This is a genomic window from Variovorax paradoxus, assembly GCF_009755665.1.
GTDB classification, from domain to species: Bacteria; Pseudomonadota; Gammaproteobacteria; order Burkholderiales; family Burkholderiaceae_C; genus Variovorax; species Variovorax paradoxus_G.
In genome coordinates this window covers 5,497,129-5,513,077 of the sequence record NZ_CP046622.1, presented here as the reverse complement: position 1 = coordinate 5,513,077, position 15,949 = coordinate 5,497,129, and the positions used below count along the sequence as shown (strand labels likewise).

The following is a 15,949-nucleotide window of genomic DNA, read 5'->3' as shown; positions in this document are numbered from 1 at the left end:
CGCACAGGGTGGCCTTCATATGACCAGCGCCCCGTCGCTACTATGCCATAGCGTAGACCGGGCGGAGTTCCTTTCGTCGGAGCAGATGCTCCATATTCACGGCGCCCCAGTCCACGAAGCCCACTAAAGATGCGAGTGAATCCATAGCCTTGGCGCTCATTTGCCCTCCTACCGTTTCCTCGTATATGGACCTTTTTTCTTTATTCTGTATGTCCGGCGAACTAAGCAGATCGCACAGCAGTAGAAAGCGCTCAGAGCATTGTCGATGTTCCGGTCCACTAATGAGAAACGCGCGAGCTAATTTATTTAGTTCAGCGAGATGTGCGTCAGACGACTGGTCGCCTAGAAAACAAAATTTTAAGGTGATGTATTTGAAATAGCTGAACTCGGAGTTGAGTAGCGAAGCTAAGGTCGCACGCACTGGGCCGTTCTGGGTAAATGCGGATTTCAAGAAATGAGTTCCACAAATGAGAATGTTATAGAGCTCTACATAATCCTGCCTGCCCTCCGTCTTAATGTAGGCGCTCGACTTGACTAAACTTCCCAATTCCTCTGCAATCAGGTGTTGAATTTGATCGAAATGTCCGGGTTTTAAATGATCTCGAGCATCAAATATAGCCTTGATTATTTGGCAGAGGCTGTAGGAGGTCCGTACCCGAAAATCCAGCGCGCATACATAAAACGCCAAATCTAGAGATGGACGCACCACATCCAACCAAATATCGCTGACGAGATCCGGCGTAGAAGACTTCGCCCGAAGGCCGGCTGAAGTGACTACCCGAATAAGGGCAGCAATAATCCAGCCACTAATATAGCCAAATTCAACGCCATGGCTCTTGACAACTCCGCGAACATTTCGAAGCATTGACCGGATCTTGACGGCTGAGGCTTTAGAGCTGATTGCATCATCCTTCGTAAGAGCCCTGAGTTCGTCGAGAATCTCGCTTAACTCTATTCGTGCCAAACTCAACGAGGAAATAAATGGGCGCGCTAGCGTAAGATTTTTCTTGCTGTTTAGATATAGTTTGTAAGCCCGTAAATTCTCAGAAATCACCCGTTCAATTTTGTCCAAATCCTCTGTGCTGTGAGCAAACACAGAATAGTCATCGACATAGCGCCTGATCGAATAATGAGCACCTTCGTATAGATCCTCTTTGAGGAGCTGCCTCTGTATTTTTGAGTCAACATCTTGCAGGATGATCTCTGCAAAAATCCGTGAGAATTCTGGGCCTACCACAATGCCATTTGTTTCGTTGTAGTTTGCGCATTGCATTATTTTGTCAAGGCGACCTTCAAACGAAAAGGCGTTGCTATTTTCTTTCGAGAATTGCTTTCCTTTTATTGCCCAGCTAATCGAGTGGGTGTATATGTTGTAGAAGCATTTCGATATGTCTAAGGTGCGCATAAGAGGGAATTTTTTTTCTAGTCTTATGAATTCCTTGGATTCAAAAAACTTGCTCAGCAGATTGTATTTTCCGTAAACAAAATAAGAGGTAATGTGGGAGGGATCCAATTCGTCTGCTGCGACCTCGGCGTGCACTAGGCCAACTTTTGCTGCTGAGATTCCGTTGGTTAAACGGTTTGCTGCAAATACTGAGGCAATGGCTATTGGTTTTCGAAGGGAATATTCGCTCTTTGCGCAGTACGAGAGAAGGCTTCCTTCGTAGCTTGCGTATGTTTCACATATTTCTACCTGCCAAAGCGGATGAATAATACTGAGTTCGGTCGTGCGGAGTTGGTCTTTTCGGATGCTGTAGTTGTATGGCTGCGTATATCTGTTGATCGGTAAGAATAATTTTTCTAATGCTTTAGAAACTTCTGGATCGGGGCATGTTCTAGCAAGCGCATAGTAGAAGCGATCGTTAAAAAAAATAACAGGCACCTCATACGGCAAAGTTTCCGTTAGCAGTGGGCGATATTTCCATTGCTTCTTGTTGCTCTTAGCCATTTCGCCAGACCTTCTTTATATCTCGTATCCGTTCGCTCGAAAAGCGAACCGTCATTCGATGTTCGAAGCCTTTGAAAAATGAAAATCTCCGCATCACCTGCAGTTGTGCTTTGCCGAGCGTCCCTATGAAAAGAGATCGGAATTCACTGCTTCGACCCGCCAATAGCGAGTTGTAAAATCCATCTAATGATTTTAGGTCGCTGCAATCGTGAGGTTGGCGGATACTGCCTTGGTAGACTCCGCAGAGATGATAGTTATAGTAGATCCCGGATTTTACATAGGAGGAGTCTTTTAGGGAATTGACCCCTCTTCTATAAGCGAAGTAGTTGCTGCTTATAAATTGGATACGATCTTTGAAAAGTCCGAAATCCTTGGAAGTTGAAAAGTTCTTGAAAATGCAAATGAGTTTGCTTTTTAGTTTTGAAATTTTCTTGTCCGAGATGGATACAGTTATTTTCCGAGGTTTATTGTCCCCCGCGTGATCGGAGAATTGGAATTTGTAGCCAAGATACTCAATGGCAACCTGCTTGGCTAAGGACTTTTTCTCTTGAGTGACGGATATTTCTGATGACTTCGAGGTATTAAAGGTGAGCCCAGGGGGTAAGGTTGTCGCAAGCTTCGCCGCTAGTTGCTCGGAAGATTGTGTGGAGAATATTAGAATGTCGTCGGAATATCTGAAATATTTATAGACGCCCTCCATTTCTCTAATTCTTTGGTCGTTTTTTCTCATGACTAATTCTGAGATCACAGTGCTCAGACCAATGCCTCGAGGAACTCCCACAGCGCCCGGGGAAAAGGTCTCAAAAAACTTTTTTATGTAATCTCTCATTCTTGTAGGAATGAATGCGCTATAGAGAATTTGATCTTCAGCTATTTTTATAGGAAGATTCTCATAGAAAGAGCTTATGTCCCGACGGTAAATGTGCATTGGTGTCGAGTCGCTGAGCGTCTCAATTATTTCTTTTACGATGCTGTCGCGCCCCCGGGGGTTAATTCGAAAACGACGAGAGAGAAATAGTGCTATAGCCCTTAAAACTAAAATATGGGAGTATGTCTTTATTGAGTAGCATTTTCTCTTTTTGATGGTGCTAGAGAAATGCGGAGAAAAGGTCACGTCGCCAACAGTGGCCGCAGAGACAACGGCTTCCATGACACTTTCGCGGTCGTTCTTCAAATCAACAGAGAATCGACGCGAATCGCCAGCGCGTATGACTCGACCAAATCCTGCCAAAGTAAATATTCGATGCATTGGTCGCTCGGTGTTTGTCTTAGGGAAATGTGGTTGCAGGTCGAAAATTGCCCGGAGGCATTAATGGTTCGGTGTTCAGTACACCAAAAAACGCTAAGGCTTCAATCGCATGTATCGAGATGTCTCTTTTTACGACATGCATTGATCGAAGGCATCGCGTAACTACCCTGAGTTGGCGCTCTGCCTCTACCAGACCGGACGCTAGTTCCGCAGCTTCTCCGGCAACGCCTCCTCCGCACTCAGCTTCTCCATCACCATCCCGATGAACGCCGACACCGCCAGCGGCAAGTGCTTGCGGCTCGGATACAGCACGCTCAGCCCCTGCCCCGTGCGCTGGTATTGCGGCAGCACCGGCACGAGCCGGCCCGCCTGAAGGTCGATCCGGGCCATGGTGGGCGGCAGCAGCGCAACGCCCAGGCCGGCGATTGCGGCCTTGCGCAGCGCCTGGGCGGTGTTGCCGCTGAAGCGGCCCGCGACCTGCACCTCTTCCTGTACGCCGTCAGGGCTCGTCATGCGCCAGATGGCGCGGCCGCTGGGGTGCGGCGAGGTCACGCAGTCGTGGTTCGCCGCAAGGTCTTGCAAGATGGCGGGTGCGCCGCGTGCGGCAATGTAGGCGGGGCTGGCGACCATGCCGTCGGTTCGGGCGTTCAGGAGCTTGCGGGCGATATAGCCTGAATCGAGCAGTTCGCCGCCGCGGAATGCAATGTCGATCTGCTCGGCGATCAGGTCGGCCTTCGCGTCGCTGAGCACGAAGTCGACGCGCACCAGCGGATGCGCGGCCAGAAAGTCGGCCACCCACTCCATGGGGAAAAAGTCGAAGAAATCGGCCGTTGCCGCAACGCGGATCAAACCGCTCGGCTCGCGGCTGCCGGTAATCAGCTCTTGCCCGGCCTCGACCAGCCCGTCGACAGCGCCGGCGCAGCGTTCGTGAAAAGCCTGGCCCGCGCTGGTGAGGGTGAGCTTGCGGGTGGAGCGCTGCATCAGCCGCGTGCCCAGCTGGGCCTCCAGTTGCTGGATGCGCCGGCTCACCGTGTTGGAAGGCAATCCCAGCCGGCGCGCCGCCCCGGCAAAGCTGCCGTGGCGCACCACCTGCACGAACATCGCGATGTCGTTGAGATCGAGCATGGCGGCAATTCCTTCTTTTGGTGGATGAGTGCAATCCGATTCTGCCGTCTAGTCGATCAATGGGTGCAACCCTAACCTTGTGCCCATGACTTCTTCAACTCTTTCTTCCCGCCCCGCTTCTCGGGTCCAGCGCCGCATCGTCTGGGGCATTCGCATCCTTCTGGCACTGACCTTCGGCGCGGCGGGCACCGCCAAGCTCGCCGGCGTGCCGCAGATGGTCCAGGTGTTCGACGCCATCGGTTTTGGGCAATGGTTCCGCTATGTGACGGGCTTTGTCGAGATCGGCGGCGCGGTGCTGCTGCTGGTGCCGGCAACAGGCTTTCTGGGCGGCTTGTTGCTGGCCGTGACCATGGTCTTCGGCGCGGCCACGCATCTCGTGCTGATCGGGGGCAGCCCCGTGCCGGCCATCGTGCTTGGGCTGCTCTCGGCCTTCGTCGCCTGGCGCCTGCGGCCCGTTCCGGCGGCCAGGGCGGCCTGATCTACTTTCTTCTTCCATCGGTTAAGGAGCCTCCATGACCACCGCCGTTGCCAACGCCACCAACACCGAGGCTCGCGCCATCGTCTACCGCACGTTCGGCTCGCAGCACGGGCCGATCACGCGGCTCATGAGCCCGGGCGACCTGGGCGAATTTCTGAAGCCGTTCGTGTTCCTGGACCTCTTTGGTTTCGACACCACGGGCGGCCACAGGGGCTTCGGCATGCATCCGCACTCGGGCATTGCCACGCTCACCTGGCTGATCGAAGGCGACACGCTGTACGAAGACACGACCGGCGAGAAAGGTGTGCTGCCGGCCGGCGGTGTCGAGTGGATGCGCGCCGGCAACGGCGTGTGGCACGACGGCGCGCCCGCGCCGGGCACGAAGCGCGTGCAAGGCTTCCAGCTCTGGGTGGCTTTGCCGGCTGCGGAAGAAAACGCGCCGGCCCAGAGCATCTATCTCGCGCCCTCGCAGGTGCCGACGGTAGGCCCGGCGCGCGTGCTGCTCGGCCGCTACGGCGCGGCGCAAAGCCCCATTCCGGCACCGGCGCCGATGAACTATCTGGCCGTTCAGCTGAAGGACGGCGAGCACTGGCGCTACACGCCGCCAGCAGGCCACACGGTGGGCTGGGTGGCGGTGAGCGCAGGCCGGCTCGGCGCGGGCATCGGCGGCGAACCCATCGGCACGGGCGAGCTGGCGGTTTTCGAAGAGTCCGGCGCAGCCATCGACTTTGTGGCGCGCGGCAACACGTCTTTTGTGTTGGGCTCGGCCGTGAAGCATCCGCATGAACTGGTGATGGGCCATTACTCGGTGCACACCAGCAAGGCTGCGCTCGACCTGGGCGAGGCCGAGATCCGGCGCATCGGAGCGCGGCTGCGGCAGGAAGGCTGGCTCGCCTGAGCCTGTGTGCGCGCCCGCTGGTTGTGCTTGTGTAGCGCAAACCAGCGTGCGCCCGATGGGGAGCTGCGCCAGAATCGTTCGCTTCGAACGACTCCGCTGCAGCGCCCATCCTCATGAACCTCGTCGATTCCTTCGCCGCCAACGTCTCCCGCTTCGTCGACATCCGACGCGACATTCACGCCCACCCCGAACTCGGTTTCGAAGAGCATCGCACCTCCGAAAAGGTGGCGAGCCTGCTCGCCGAATGGGGCATCGAGGTGCACCGCGGCCTTGCCGGCACGGGCCTTGTGGGCGTGCTGCGCAAGGGCACCAGCTCGCGCACCATCGGCCTGCGCGCCGACATGGATGCGCTGCCGCTCCATGAGGCCAACGAGTTCGCCCACAAGTCCACCCACGCCGGCCGCATGCATGCCTGCGGCCACGACGGCCACACCACCATGCTGCTGGCCGCGGCGTGGCACCTGTCGCAGCAGGGGCCGGATGATTTCGACGGCACGGTGCATTTCATCTTCCAGCCCGCCGAGGAGATGGGCAAGGCCGGCGCCAAGAAGATGATCCAGGACGGCCTGTTCGACCGCTTTCCATGCGACGCCGTCTTTGCGCTGCACAACTTTCCGGTGGGCGATGTGGGCCGCTTCGCGCTCAACGAAGGCGCACTGATGGCCTCGAGCAATACCTACAAGATCACCGTGCGTGGGCGTGGCACGCACGCCTCGATGCCGCACACGGGCATCGACCCGGTGGCCGCGGTGGTCACGCTCGCGCAGCAGTTGCAGACCATCGTGCCGCGCACCATTCCGAGCACTGAACGTGCCCTGCTCGCAGTCACCCAGCTGCAGGGTTCGGATGCGCCCAACGTGATTCCCGACGTGGCCACGGTCGGCGGCACCATCCGCACCTTCTCGATCGAAGCCATCGACAAAATCGAGGCGCGGCTGCGCGAGGTGGCGGCGGGTGTGGCCGCGGCGCACGGCTGCACGGCCGAGGTTTTCTTCAACCGCTCCTCGCCGCCGGTGGTCAACCATGCGGCCGAGGCGCGCTTTGCCGCCAGCGTGATGCGCGAGGTGGTGGGCGACGACATGGTCACCGACAACTTTCCAGCCGTAATGGGCGCCGAAGACTTCGCGCACATGCTGCTTGCGCGGCCCGGCTGCTACGCCTTCCTGGGCAATGGCGATGGCGACCACCGGCTCGACGGCCACGGGCCCGGCCCTTGCATCATCCACAACACCTCGTTCGACTTCAACGACGAGATCATTCCGATCGGCGCCAGCTACTTCGTGAAGCTGGTACAGCGCTGGCTGCCGTCGGGCGCCTGAAATTTTTTACTGCCAAAGATGATGAAAGCGGCCACTCAGATGACCCCGACCCTGTTCACCCGGCGTTCGCTGGCTGCCCTTGCAGCCGCCGCGACGCTCGGCGCCCTCGTGCCCGTCCATGCGCAGCAGCAGCAGCGAGTGATCCACATCGTCGTGCCCTTCGGCACCGGTGCGGTGCAAGACACCGTGGCGCGCGCCTTCAATGCTGAGCTCGGCACGGCGCTCAATGCCAGCGCAATCGTCGAGAACCGTGCGGGCGCGGGCGGCACAGTGGGCGCGGCGGCAGTGGCCAAGGCGCCGCCGGACGGCAACACGCTGGTGCTCGCCGCCGCGAGCCATAACATCGCCGGCTTTTTGTACAGCAAGCTCTCGTACGACCCGCTGAAGGACTTCGTGGGCGTGGCCAACATCGGCAACGCGGGCTATGTGCTGGCGGTGGCGAGCGGGCTCAACGTGTCGAACACGGCCGACTTCATCAAGGAGGTGAAGGCCAACCCGGGCAAGTACAACTACGCCTCGGCGGGCAACGGCAGTGCCACGCACCTTGCAATGGCGTCGTTCCTCGCCAAGGCAGGGCTGGAGATGACTCACATTCCGACCAAATCCACGGGCGAGGCGGTGAACGAAGTGCTCGCGGGTCGGGTGCAGGCGGTCATTTCCTCGAGCATCGGCGTGATGGGTTTTCAGTCGGACCCGCGCATGAAGCTGCTCGCGTCGACCGGCAAGGCGCGCAGCCCCTTCCTGCCCAGCCTGCCAACCGTGGCGGAGAGCGGCCTGCCGGGCTACGCATTCGATTCATGGATCGGCCTGCTCGCGCCTGCCGGCACACCCAAGGCCGAGGTCGAGCGCCTCAACGCGGCCACCAACAAGGTTCTGGCCGATCCGATGATCCAGGAGCGCTTCAAGCGGCTGGGCGTGGAGCCCCGCACGCAGAGCGCCGAGGAGTTTCAGAAGCTGCTGCGGGCGGATTGGGATGCGATGGGCGCGGTGGTGAAAGCATCGGGCGCCAAGATCGACTAGGCGGACGTTACAAGCTTTGTCTCGTTTTTACCTGGTATAGGCTATGACCTATATTCGGAAGAAACAAGCCAGCTCTTGTATATTGACAAAATAGGTCAGGGCCGATATCTTGCTTGCAAGATGGACTATCCCCTTCGCTTCGTCGACCAACTGCGGCCTCACCTGAAGGCCCTACGGAAAAAACGTGGCCTGACACAGGCGCAAGCCGGTGCACTCGTCGGTGTCAGCCAGGCACGCATCGCGGAAATCGAAGCGAATCCCGGAGCTGTCAGCCTCGAACAGCTGGCAAAGCTCCTGTCGACCTTGGGCGCGACCTTCTTTCTGCGGGAAGACACGCCTTCGGGCGGCGTCCTGTACGCGAGGGAGGAGCCCTCGACAACATATGAGCCGCTCCAGGACGCAGCCGTGAACCTTCCGGCGGGGCCGTGGACGACCCGGCAGATGAGTGATGGCTCCGTGCTGGTCACGCTGTCTCCCGGGGAGACTGGCGCTCCGGCGCCCCAATCGACCGCACCGGGCACATTGCTACGGCAGCTCCAAGCCCTGAACCCGGGCAGGAACGTAAAGCCGAACTCGCGCCGCAGCTTCGTCATCCGGCCAAAGACGGGCTCCTGGTAATGCAGGCGCTGAACGCGTGGATGAACGGCGAACTGGTCGGCACCTGGCTTGTCGATCGGGATTCCCACACTTTCCGCTATCACCCGCGGTGGCTCGATTCGCCGCGGCAGCGATCGCTCTCGCTGTCGATTCCGATCAACAGCACGCTCGAAGTCCGCGGCGACGTGGTCAGGAACTACTTCGACAACCTGCTGCCGGACAACATCGCAGTCCGGGTGCGTCTGGGCCGTCGCTTCAAGCTCAAGGACATCGACACCTTCGACCTGCTCGAAGCCATTGGGCGCGACTGCGTCGGCGCTGTGCAGTTGCTGCCCGAAGGAGCCGAGCCTGAGGGCTGGAGGGCCGTGAACTGCGAGCCTCTTGGCGACAACGAGGTCGCCGAGCTGCTGCGCACCGTTCCGTCCGACGCCACGCCCGAAAGCATGCGCGACGAAGACCTGTTTCGCATCTCTCTTGCCGGCGCCCAGGAGAAGACCGCCCTGACCCGCTGGAACGGCGCATGGTGCCGCCCGCATGGCGCCACGCCCACCACGCACATCATCAAGCTGCCGCTTGGGCTCATCGGCGGCTCCCGGCGCGTGGACGCATCCGACTCGGTGCAGAACGAATGGCTCTGCGCGCAGATCGTCGAGGCGCTCGGCCTGCCTGTGGCGCCTACATCCATTGCGACCTTCGAGGGCCAGACGGTCTTGGTGGTGGAGCGCTTCGATCGCGAGTGGATGGAGGGCGGCACATGGATCGCGCGCCTGCCGCAAGAAGACTTTTGCCAAGCCATGGGGCTGCCGTCGACCAGGAAGTACGAGCAAGATGAAGGCCCCGGCATGCCCAATTGCCTGCAACTCCTGCAAGGAAGCCGGAGCGCCGACGACCGCACCCGGTTTCTCCTGACCCAGCTGGCCTTTTTTCTTCTGGCGGCGACAGACGGCCACGCCAAGAACTTTTCGGTCCGCCTGTACCAAGGCGACGTTTATGACATGACGCCGCTCTACGACATCATTTCGATGTGGCCTTATTTCGGCACCGGGCCCAACCAGTTCCAGTCGCGCAAGGCGGGCCTGGCGATGGCGGTCCGTTCCAAAAACAAGCACTACGTTTTCCACACCATCCAGACCCGCCATTGGCATCAATTGGCAATGAAGAACGGCGGCATCGAGGTGTGGAACGCCATGCTCGGCATGGTGGAGTCGCTGGACGAGGCCTTGGACGAAGTAGAGGCCCTGTTGCCGACCGACTTCCCCGCACGGACGTGGGAAGCCATTTCGCGGAGCATGCGAAGCGAAGCTGAGCGCTTTCGCTCGGGGCTTGCCGACATCGGCAACGCCGGCGCGCCACGCGTCGAATAAGACCCCGACCACGCAAGACTTGAGCGAGCCGGTCTTGTGCCCATCGCCGCGGCAAAGCAGAAATGTCTTGACGATATATTGTTAATATATTTAAAGTGCACCTGATTTCCACCGCACACCTCAGGAGCACCATCCGTGACCAATCCCCGCTGGCAAGGCATCTTTCCCGCCATCACCACCAAGTTCCACGCCGACGAAAGCATCGATGCCGAGGGCACTGCGCGCCACATCGACTTCCAGATCCGCAACGGCATCCACGGCCTGGTCACCTGCGGTTCGCTAGGTGAAGCGAGCACGCTAACGCTCGAAGAAAAGCTGCAGGTCGCCAAGATCGCGCTCGAAGCCACGGACGGCCGCATTCCGGTGCTGGCGAATGTGTCCGAAACCAGCACGCGCGAAGCGCTGCGCTATGTGGACGGAGCCAACAAGCTGGGCGTGGCGGGCTTCATGGTGATGCCCTCGGTGATCTACGTGGCCGATGCGCGCGAGGCAATGCTGAATGTGCGCACCATCGCCAACGCGGCGCAAAAACCCATCATGGTCTACAACAACCCGGTGGCCTACCGGGTGGACCTGAAGCCCGAGCACATGGTGGAGCTGGCGGACTGCGAATGGATTGCGGCCATCAAGGAAAGCACGGACAACATCCGCCGCATCACGGACCTGCGCAACACGGTGGGCGACCGCTACCAGCTGTTCCTGGGGGTGGACGACCTGGCATATGAAGGGTTGGCGCTGGGCTGCGACGGCCTGCTGGCAGGCGTTGGCTGCGCATTCCCGCGCGAGACGGTGGCGCTGTACGACCTGATGAAGGCCGGCAAGTTTGCCGAAGCCCTGAAGCTCTACCAGTGGATGACGCCGATGCTGCACCTGGATGTGTCGACCAAGCTGGTGCAGAACCTGAAGCTGGTCGACGCACTGGTGGGCGTGGGCAGCGAGCACATGCGCCGCCCGCGGCTGCCGCTTATCGGCGAGGAGCGCGCGGCCGTTGAGGCAATTGTGAAGAAGGCGCTGGCAACGCGGCCTGTGCAGTACCAGTCGGTTATGTAATAACCGCTCTTTTCGTTGTTCCCCAACCTAGGAAGAAGCATGAAGACAAAAGTAGGCATGGTTCCGTTCATCGGCCTCGTGGGCTTGGCCGCCCTCACCATCGCAGGCCACGCCGGTGCGCAAGAGCAGGTCGTCAAGATCGGCCACAGCGGCCCTCTCTCCGGTCCGAATGCATTCGCGGGCAAGGACAACGAAAACGGCGTGCGCCTTGCCATCGAGGAACTCAACGCGAAGAAGATCACCGCCGGCGGCAAGACGCTGAAGTTCGAGCTGGTGTCCGAAGACGACCAGTGCGACGCCAAGACCGGCGTGAGCGTTGCGCAGAAGTTCGTGGACGACGGCGTCAAGTACGTCATGGGGCCGTACTGCTCGGGGGTGGCCATTCCGGCTTCGCGCATCTACGCTAGCGGCGGCACCATGGTTTCCACTGTGGGCACGAACCCGAAGGTCACGCAGGGCGGCTACAAGAACCTGTACCGCATCATCGCGAGCGACAACCAGATCGGTTCCAGCATGGCCGTGTACGCGGCCAAGGTGCTCAAGGTCACCAAGGTGGGCGTGATCGACGACCGCACCGCGTTCGGCCAGGGCCTTGCGGAAGAGTTCACCAAGGAGGCGAAGAAGCAGGGCCTCACCATCGTCGGCCAGGAGTTCACCACCGACAAGGCCGTGGACTTCACCGCCATCCTCACCAACATGAAGTCCAAGGCGCCCGAAGCCATTTTCTTCGGCGGCTATGCGCCGCAGGCCGCACCCATGGCGCGCCAGATGAAGCAGCTTGCCGTGCCCGGCAAGCTGCTGGGCGGCGACACGGTGTGCAGCCCGGCGACCGGCAAGCTCGGCGGTGACGCGGTCAACGATCTGGTGTTCTGCGCGCAGGGCGGCTCCATCCTTGAAAAGGCGCAGAGCGGCCCGGCGTTCAAGGCCAAGTTCAAGAAGCGCTTCAACGTCGACGCGGACGCTTACGCGGCCTCGTACTACGACCAGGTGATGTTCATCGGCGAATCGATGCAGAAGGCCAACTCCATCGACCCCGACAAGGTGGGCGCCGAGCTCTACAAGACCACCTACAAGGGCGTGGCCGCAACCTACGCATACGACGAGCAGGGCAACATGAAGCAGGCGCCGATCACGGTGTACACCTTCAAGAACGCAGCGCCCGTTCCCCTGGCCAGCTACTGATCCGAAGGAAGACATGCAGCGCATCCAGATCGTCGATTCGCACACGGGCGGCGAGCCCACGCGGCTGGTCGTTGGCGGGTTCCCCGACCTGGGTGGCGGCAGCATGGCCGAGCGCCGCGCGCTGCTGGCCGAGCGGCACGACAAGTGGCGCGCCGCCACCGTGCTGGAGCCGCGCGGCAGCGACGTGGTGGTGGGTGCGCTGCTGTGCGAACCCGTGTCCGAGGATGCAGCGGCCGGCGTGATCTTCTTCAACAACACCGGCTACCTCGGCATGTGCGGCCACGGCACCATCGGGCTGGTGGCAAGCCTCGCGCACATGGGGCGCATCGGCGTGGGCGAGCACCGCATCGAAACGCCCGTGGGCACCGTCACGACCACGCTGCATGCCGATGGTTCGGTGAGTGTGCGCAACGTGCCCGCCTACCGGCATCTGCACCAGGTGGCCGTCGAGCTGCCGGGGCATGGCACCGTGCGCGGCGATGTGGCATGGGGCGGCAACTGGTTCTTCCTGGTGAGCGATCACGGCCAGCGCGTGGCCAGTGACAACCTTGCGGCGCTGACCGGCTACACCGAGGCGCTTCGCAAAGCGCTCGCTGCGCAGGGCATCACTGGGGCGGAAGGCGCGGAGATCGATCACATCGAACTCTTTGCCGATGACGACGGTGGCGCGGACAGCCGCAATTTCGTGCTTTGCCCCGGCAACGCCTACGACCGCTCGCCATGCGGCACCGGCACCAGCGCCAAGATCGCCTGCCTTGCGGCCGACGGCAAGCTTGCGCCGGGCGAGGTGTGGACGCAAGCCAGCGTGATTGGCAGCCGCTTCGAAGCCAGCTACACGGTGGAAGACGGCAAGGTCATTCCAACCCTGCGGGGCCGGGCACACATCAGCGCCGAAGCCACGCTGCTGATCGACGACAACGATCCTTTCGGGTGGGGCATCCGGACATGAAGCTCGCCCCCGGTCTTCGCGCACTTCGTGTCGCTACGCCAACCCCCTACCGGGGGCAACACCGGCGGCCCGGCAAAGCCGGTTCCGCGGTGTTCCGCGAAGTGCAATAGGCCGTGCACGCCGATGTCATCGTCATAGGTGCCGGCATCGTCGGTGCCGCTTGCGCGAATGCGCTGGCACAAGCAGGCCGCAGCGTGTTGGTGCTCGACGCGCGCATCGGCGGGGCCACCGGCGCCGGCATGGGGCACCTGGTGGTGATGGACGACAACCCGGCCGAACTCGCACTGAGCAGCCATTCGACCGCGCACTGGCGCGCCCTGGCGCCGCGCATGAGCGAAGACTGCGCGTACAGCGCCTGCGGCACCCTGTGGATTGCCGCGAACGAAGAAGAAATGGACGAGGCCGAACGCAAGCAGCAGCGGCTGCGGGCGCACGGCATCGAAAGCCGCCTGCTCGATGGGGTCGCACTGGCGCGCGCAGAACCAGCGCTTCGCAACGGCCTTGCAGGCGCACTGGAAGTGCCCGGCGACGGTATTCTGTATGCGCCCAATGCAGCGCGCTGGCTGCTTGCGCAGGGCGGCGATTCGGTCCGTGTCGAACATGAGAGAGTCGATGCCATCGAAGAAGACGGCACGCTCCAGCTGGCTGACGGCAGCCGCCGCACTGCCTCGCAGATCGTGCTCGCCAACGGCATCGAGGCCACCGCCCTGTGCCCCGAACTGCCGATCCGCCCCAAGAAGGGCCACCTGCTGATTACCGACCGCTATCCGGGCACCGTGCATCACCAGCTCGTCGAGCTCGGCTACGTGACCAGCGCGCACCACAGCGATGGCGATTCGGTCGCCTTCAACGTGCAGCCGCGGCCGACGGGGCAACTGCTGATCGGTTCCTCGCGCCAGTTCGACACCACCGACTCGGCCGTCGAGGCGCCGATGCTCGCGCGCATGCTGCAACGAACGCTTGAGTACCTGCCCGGCCTTGCGGACCTCACTGCCGTGCGCTCCTGGACCGGCATGCGCGCTGCCACGCCCGACGGGCTGCCCCTGCTGGGCAAGCACCCGTGGCGCGAAAAGCTCTGGCTCGCGGTCGGCCACGAAGGCCTGGGCGTGACCACCGCGCCCGGCAGCGCATATCTGCTCGCGGCGCTGATGAACGGCACCGAGCCTGAATTCGATGCGGCGCCCTATGCACCGCGCAGCCTTGCCGCGGAGAAATGCGCATGAGCGGCCAGACCTCGCTGCACATCGATGGCCGCCTGGTCCGCGTGAAAGCGGGCACTTCGGTGGCCGCGGCATTGCGCGTTGCAGACAGCATGGGCGTGGCACGCACCTCCATCTCGGGCCAGCCGCGCGCGCCGTTCTGCGGCATGGGCGTGTGCCAGGAATGCCGTGTACGGGTCGACGGGCGCCGCATGCTGGCTTGCCAGACGGTCTGCGCCGAAGGCATGCAGGTGGAGACCACGGCATGACCATCTTGGCGCTGGAGCATTGCGATCTGTTGATTGTCGGCGCGGGCCCCGCGGGCATGGCCGCGGCGGTGGCGGCGGCGCCCAGCGGCGCATCCATCGTCGTCATAGACGACAACCCCGCGCCCGGCGGCCAGATCTGGCGCGACGGTCCCGGCGCCGCACTGCCGCCCGCTGCACGCAAGTGGCGCGAGGCACTGGAGCGCCACGCCAACATCCGCGTATGCAGCGGCACGCGCGTGATCGCTGCGCCTGCACACGGCGAACTGCTGCTCGAAGATGCCGTGCGCGGCTGGCGCATGCAGTGGAAGAAGCTGATTCTCTGCACCGGGGCGCGTGAGCTGCTGCTGCCTTTTCCGGGCTGGACACTGCCCGGCGTCACTGGCGCGGGCGGTTTGCAGGCACTCATCAAGGCGGGCTTGCCCGTCGAGGGCGAGCGCATCGTCGTTGCGGGCAGCGGGCCTTTGCTGCTTGCAGCCGCAGCCACAGCGCGCGCCGCGGGCGCGAAGGTCGTGCGCATCGCCGAGCAGGCTTCGCTCGCGGCGGCGGCGGGTTTTGCCGTCAAGCTGCTGCGCTGGCCGGGCAAGGCAGTTCAAGCGTTGACGCTGGGCGATACGCGGTACCGCACCTCGTCGCGCATCGTCGCCGTTCAGGGCCGTGGGCAGGTCGAATCGGTTCTGCTCCGCCAGGGCGGGCGCGAGGTGCAGATCGACTGCGATCGCGTGGCGTGCGGCTTTGGCCTCACGCCGAATACGCAACTCGGCCAGATGCTCGGCTGCGCCCTTGCCCCTGCAGACACAGGTGCGCCGCCGCTGGCGGTCGATGCCTTGCAGCGCACCAGCCTGCCCGGTGTCTATGCGGCCGGCGAGTGCACCGGCTTCGGCGGCAGCGAACGCGCGCTTGCGCAGGGCACCATTGCCGGCTACGCGGCAGTCGGCAACGAACGCGCGGCAAGGCAGCATGAACACGAACGTGCCCGCTGGAATGCCTTTGCCGCACAGTTGCATCGAAGCTTTGCACTGGCCCCCGACATCCGCCAGATGCCGCAGCCCGACACCCTGGTGTGCCGTTGCGAAGACGTGCCCTTCTCGGCGCTTGCAGGCTGCAGCGGCTGGACCGACGCCAAGCTGCATCGCCGCTGCGGCATGGGCGCTTGCCAGGGCCGCGTGTGCGGCGATGCGGCGCAGTTCCTCTTCGGCTGGACGCCGCCTTCGCCGCGGCCGCCACTCTCGCCGGCGCGCATTGCAACCCTGGCCGGCCTTGCGGTCCACGGAAACGATGTGGACCGACAATGAAACCGAAGCA

The 15,949-nt window shown here is 61.7% G+C and carries 15 protein-coding genes; 12 read left to right on the top strand and 3 right to left on the bottom strand.

The features are described from left to right. Window positions 1-40: 40 nt before the first annotated feature. From drt3b to GOQ09_RS25730, 3 genes are all read right to left on the bottom strand, one after another. Window positions 41-1,948, bottom strand: a complete 1,908-nt coding sequence (drt3b, locus tag GOQ09_RS25740; protein WP_157616467.1) for an antiviral reverse transcriptase Drt3b — start codon at window positions 1,946-1,948, stop codon at window positions 41-43. Next, window positions 1,941-3,197, bottom strand: coding sequence for an antiviral reverse transcriptase Drt3a (drt3a, locus tag GOQ09_RS25735; RefSeq protein WP_157616466.1), 1,257 nt, complete (start codon window positions 3,195-3,197; stop codon window positions 1,941-1,943). The genes drt3b and drt3a overlap by 8 nt, the downstream gene beginning before the upstream one ends. 201 nt (window positions 3,198-3,398) lie before the next feature. Beyond that, window positions 3,399-4,322, bottom strand: a complete 924-nt coding sequence (locus tag GOQ09_RS25730; protein WP_157616465.1) for a LysR family transcriptional regulator — start codon at window positions 4,320-4,322, stop codon at window positions 3,399-3,401. An 85-nt stretch (window positions 4,323-4,407) separates the two neighbouring features. On the opposite strand from GOQ09_RS25730, the gene GOQ09_RS25725 reads away from it, so the two are divergent. From GOQ09_RS25725 to GOQ09_RS25670, 12 genes are all read left to right on the top strand, one after another. Then, window positions 4,408-4,800, top strand: a complete 393-nt coding sequence (locus tag GOQ09_RS25725) for a DoxX family protein (RefSeq protein ID WP_157616464.1) — start codon at window positions 4,408-4,410, stop codon at window positions 4,798-4,800. A 34-nt stretch (window positions 4,801-4,834) separates the two neighbouring features. Next, entirely contained in the window at window positions 4,835-5,698 is an 864-nt protein-coding gene (locus tag GOQ09_RS25720; RefSeq protein WP_157616463.1) for a pirin family protein, read from the top strand. 113 nt (window positions 5,699-5,811) lie between these two features. Continuing rightward, window positions 5,812-7,017, top strand: coding sequence for a M20 aminoacylase family protein (locus GOQ09_RS25715; RefSeq protein WP_157616462.1), 1,206 nt, complete (start codon window positions 5,812-5,814; stop codon window positions 7,015-7,017). A 39-nt stretch (window positions 7,018-7,056) separates the two neighbouring features. Continuing rightward, window positions 7,057-8,037: a tripartite tricarboxylate transporter substrate-binding protein gene (locus GOQ09_RS25710; protein ID WP_431769291.1), complete on the top strand. Its 981-nt coding sequence runs from the start codon at window positions 7,057-7,059 to the stop codon at window positions 8,035-8,037. 120 nt (window positions 8,038-8,157) lie between these two features. Further along, window positions 8,158-8,655, top strand: coding sequence for a helix-turn-helix domain-containing protein (locus GOQ09_RS25705; RefSeq protein WP_157616460.1), 498 nt, complete (start codon window positions 8,158-8,160; stop codon window positions 8,653-8,655). Continuing rightward, on the top strand, window positions 8,655-9,998 hold the full coding sequence (locus tag GOQ09_RS25700) for a type II toxin-antitoxin system HipA family toxin (protein WP_157616459.1): 1,344 nt from the start codon (window positions 8,655-8,657) through the stop codon (window positions 9,996-9,998). Before GOQ09_RS25705 ends, GOQ09_RS25700 begins: the two co-directional genes overlap by 1 nt. A 135-nt stretch (window positions 9,999-10,133) precedes the next feature. After that, a complete protein-coding gene (locus tag GOQ09_RS25695; RefSeq protein ID WP_157616458.1) occupies window positions 10,134-11,048 on the top strand; it encodes a dihydrodipicolinate synthase family protein in 915 nt (304 codons plus the stop codon). 39 nt (window positions 11,049-11,087) lie between these two features. Then, a complete protein-coding gene (locus GOQ09_RS25690; RefSeq protein WP_157616457.1) occupies window positions 11,088-12,230 on the top strand; it encodes a branched-chain amino acid ABC transporter substrate-binding protein in 1,143 nt (380 codons plus the stop codon). Between the two features lie 13 nt (window positions 12,231-12,243). Further along, on the top strand, window positions 12,244-13,179 hold the full coding sequence (locus GOQ09_RS25685; RefSeq protein ID WP_157616456.1) for a 4-hydroxyproline epimerase: 936 nt from the start codon (window positions 12,244-12,246) through the stop codon (window positions 13,177-13,179). 113 nt (window positions 13,180-13,292) lie between these two features. After that, on the top strand, window positions 13,293-14,402 hold the full coding sequence (locus tag GOQ09_RS25680; protein ID WP_157616455.1) for an NAD(P)/FAD-dependent oxidoreductase: 1,110 nt from the start codon (window positions 13,293-13,295) through the stop codon (window positions 14,400-14,402). Beyond that, on the top strand, window positions 14,399-14,647 hold the full coding sequence (locus GOQ09_RS25675) for a (2Fe-2S)-binding protein (RefSeq protein WP_157616454.1): 249 nt from the start codon (window positions 14,399-14,401) through the stop codon (window positions 14,645-14,647). The genes GOQ09_RS25680 and GOQ09_RS25675 overlap by 4 nt, the downstream gene beginning before the upstream one ends. Next, a complete protein-coding gene (locus tag GOQ09_RS25670) occupies window positions 14,644-15,939 on the top strand; it encodes an NAD(P)/FAD-dependent oxidoreductase (RefSeq protein WP_157616453.1) in 1,296 nt (431 codons plus the stop codon). The genes GOQ09_RS25675 and GOQ09_RS25670 overlap by 4 nt, the downstream gene beginning before the upstream one ends. Window positions 15,940-15,949 lie beyond the last annotated feature (10 nt).

Coding starts and splice junctions, on each gene's coding strand:
- GOQ09_RS25710 (WP_431769291.1), top strand. CDS start 7,057: ATGACCCCGACCCTGTTCACCCGGCGTTCGCTGGCTGCCCTTGCAGCC.
- GOQ09_RS25715 (WP_157616462.1), top strand. CDS start 5,812: ATGAACCTCGTCGATTCCTTCGCCGCCAACGTCTCCCGCTTCGTCGAC.
- GOQ09_RS25690 (WP_157616457.1), top strand. CDS start 11,088: ATGAAGACAAAAGTAGGCATGGTTCCGTTCATCGGCCTCGTGGGCTTG.
- GOQ09_RS25700 (WP_157616459.1), top strand. CDS start 8,655: ATGCAGGCGCTGAACGCGTGGATGAACGGCGAACTGGTCGGCACCTGG.
- drt3a (WP_157616466.1), bottom strand. CDS start 3,197: ATGCATCGAATATTTACTTTGGCAGGATTTGGTCGAGTCATACGCGCT.
- GOQ09_RS25705 (WP_157616460.1), top strand. CDS start 8,158: ATGGACTATCCCCTTCGCTTCGTCGACCAACTGCGGCCTCACCTGAAG.
- GOQ09_RS25725 (WP_157616464.1), top strand. CDS start 4,408: ATGACTTCTTCAACTCTTTCTTCCCGCCCCGCTTCTCGGGTCCAGCGC.
- GOQ09_RS25670 (WP_157616453.1), top strand. CDS start 14,644: ATGACCATCTTGGCGCTGGAGCATTGCGATCTGTTGATTGTCGGCGCG.
- GOQ09_RS25720 (WP_157616463.1), top strand. CDS start 4,835: ATGACCACCGCCGTTGCCAACGCCACCAACACCGAGGCTCGCGCCATC.
- GOQ09_RS25675 (WP_157616454.1), top strand. CDS start 14,399: ATGAGCGGCCAGACCTCGCTGCACATCGATGGCCGCCTGGTCCGCGTG.
- drt3b (WP_157616467.1), bottom strand. CDS start 1,948: ATGGCTAAGAGCAACAAGAAGCAATGGAAATATCGCCCACTGCTAACG.
- GOQ09_RS25730 (WP_157616465.1), bottom strand. CDS start 4,322: ATGCTCGATCTCAACGACATCGCGATGTTCGTGCAGGTGGTGCGCCAC.
- GOQ09_RS25685 (WP_157616456.1), top strand. CDS start 12,244: ATGCAGCGCATCCAGATCGTCGATTCGCACACGGGCGGCGAGCCCACG.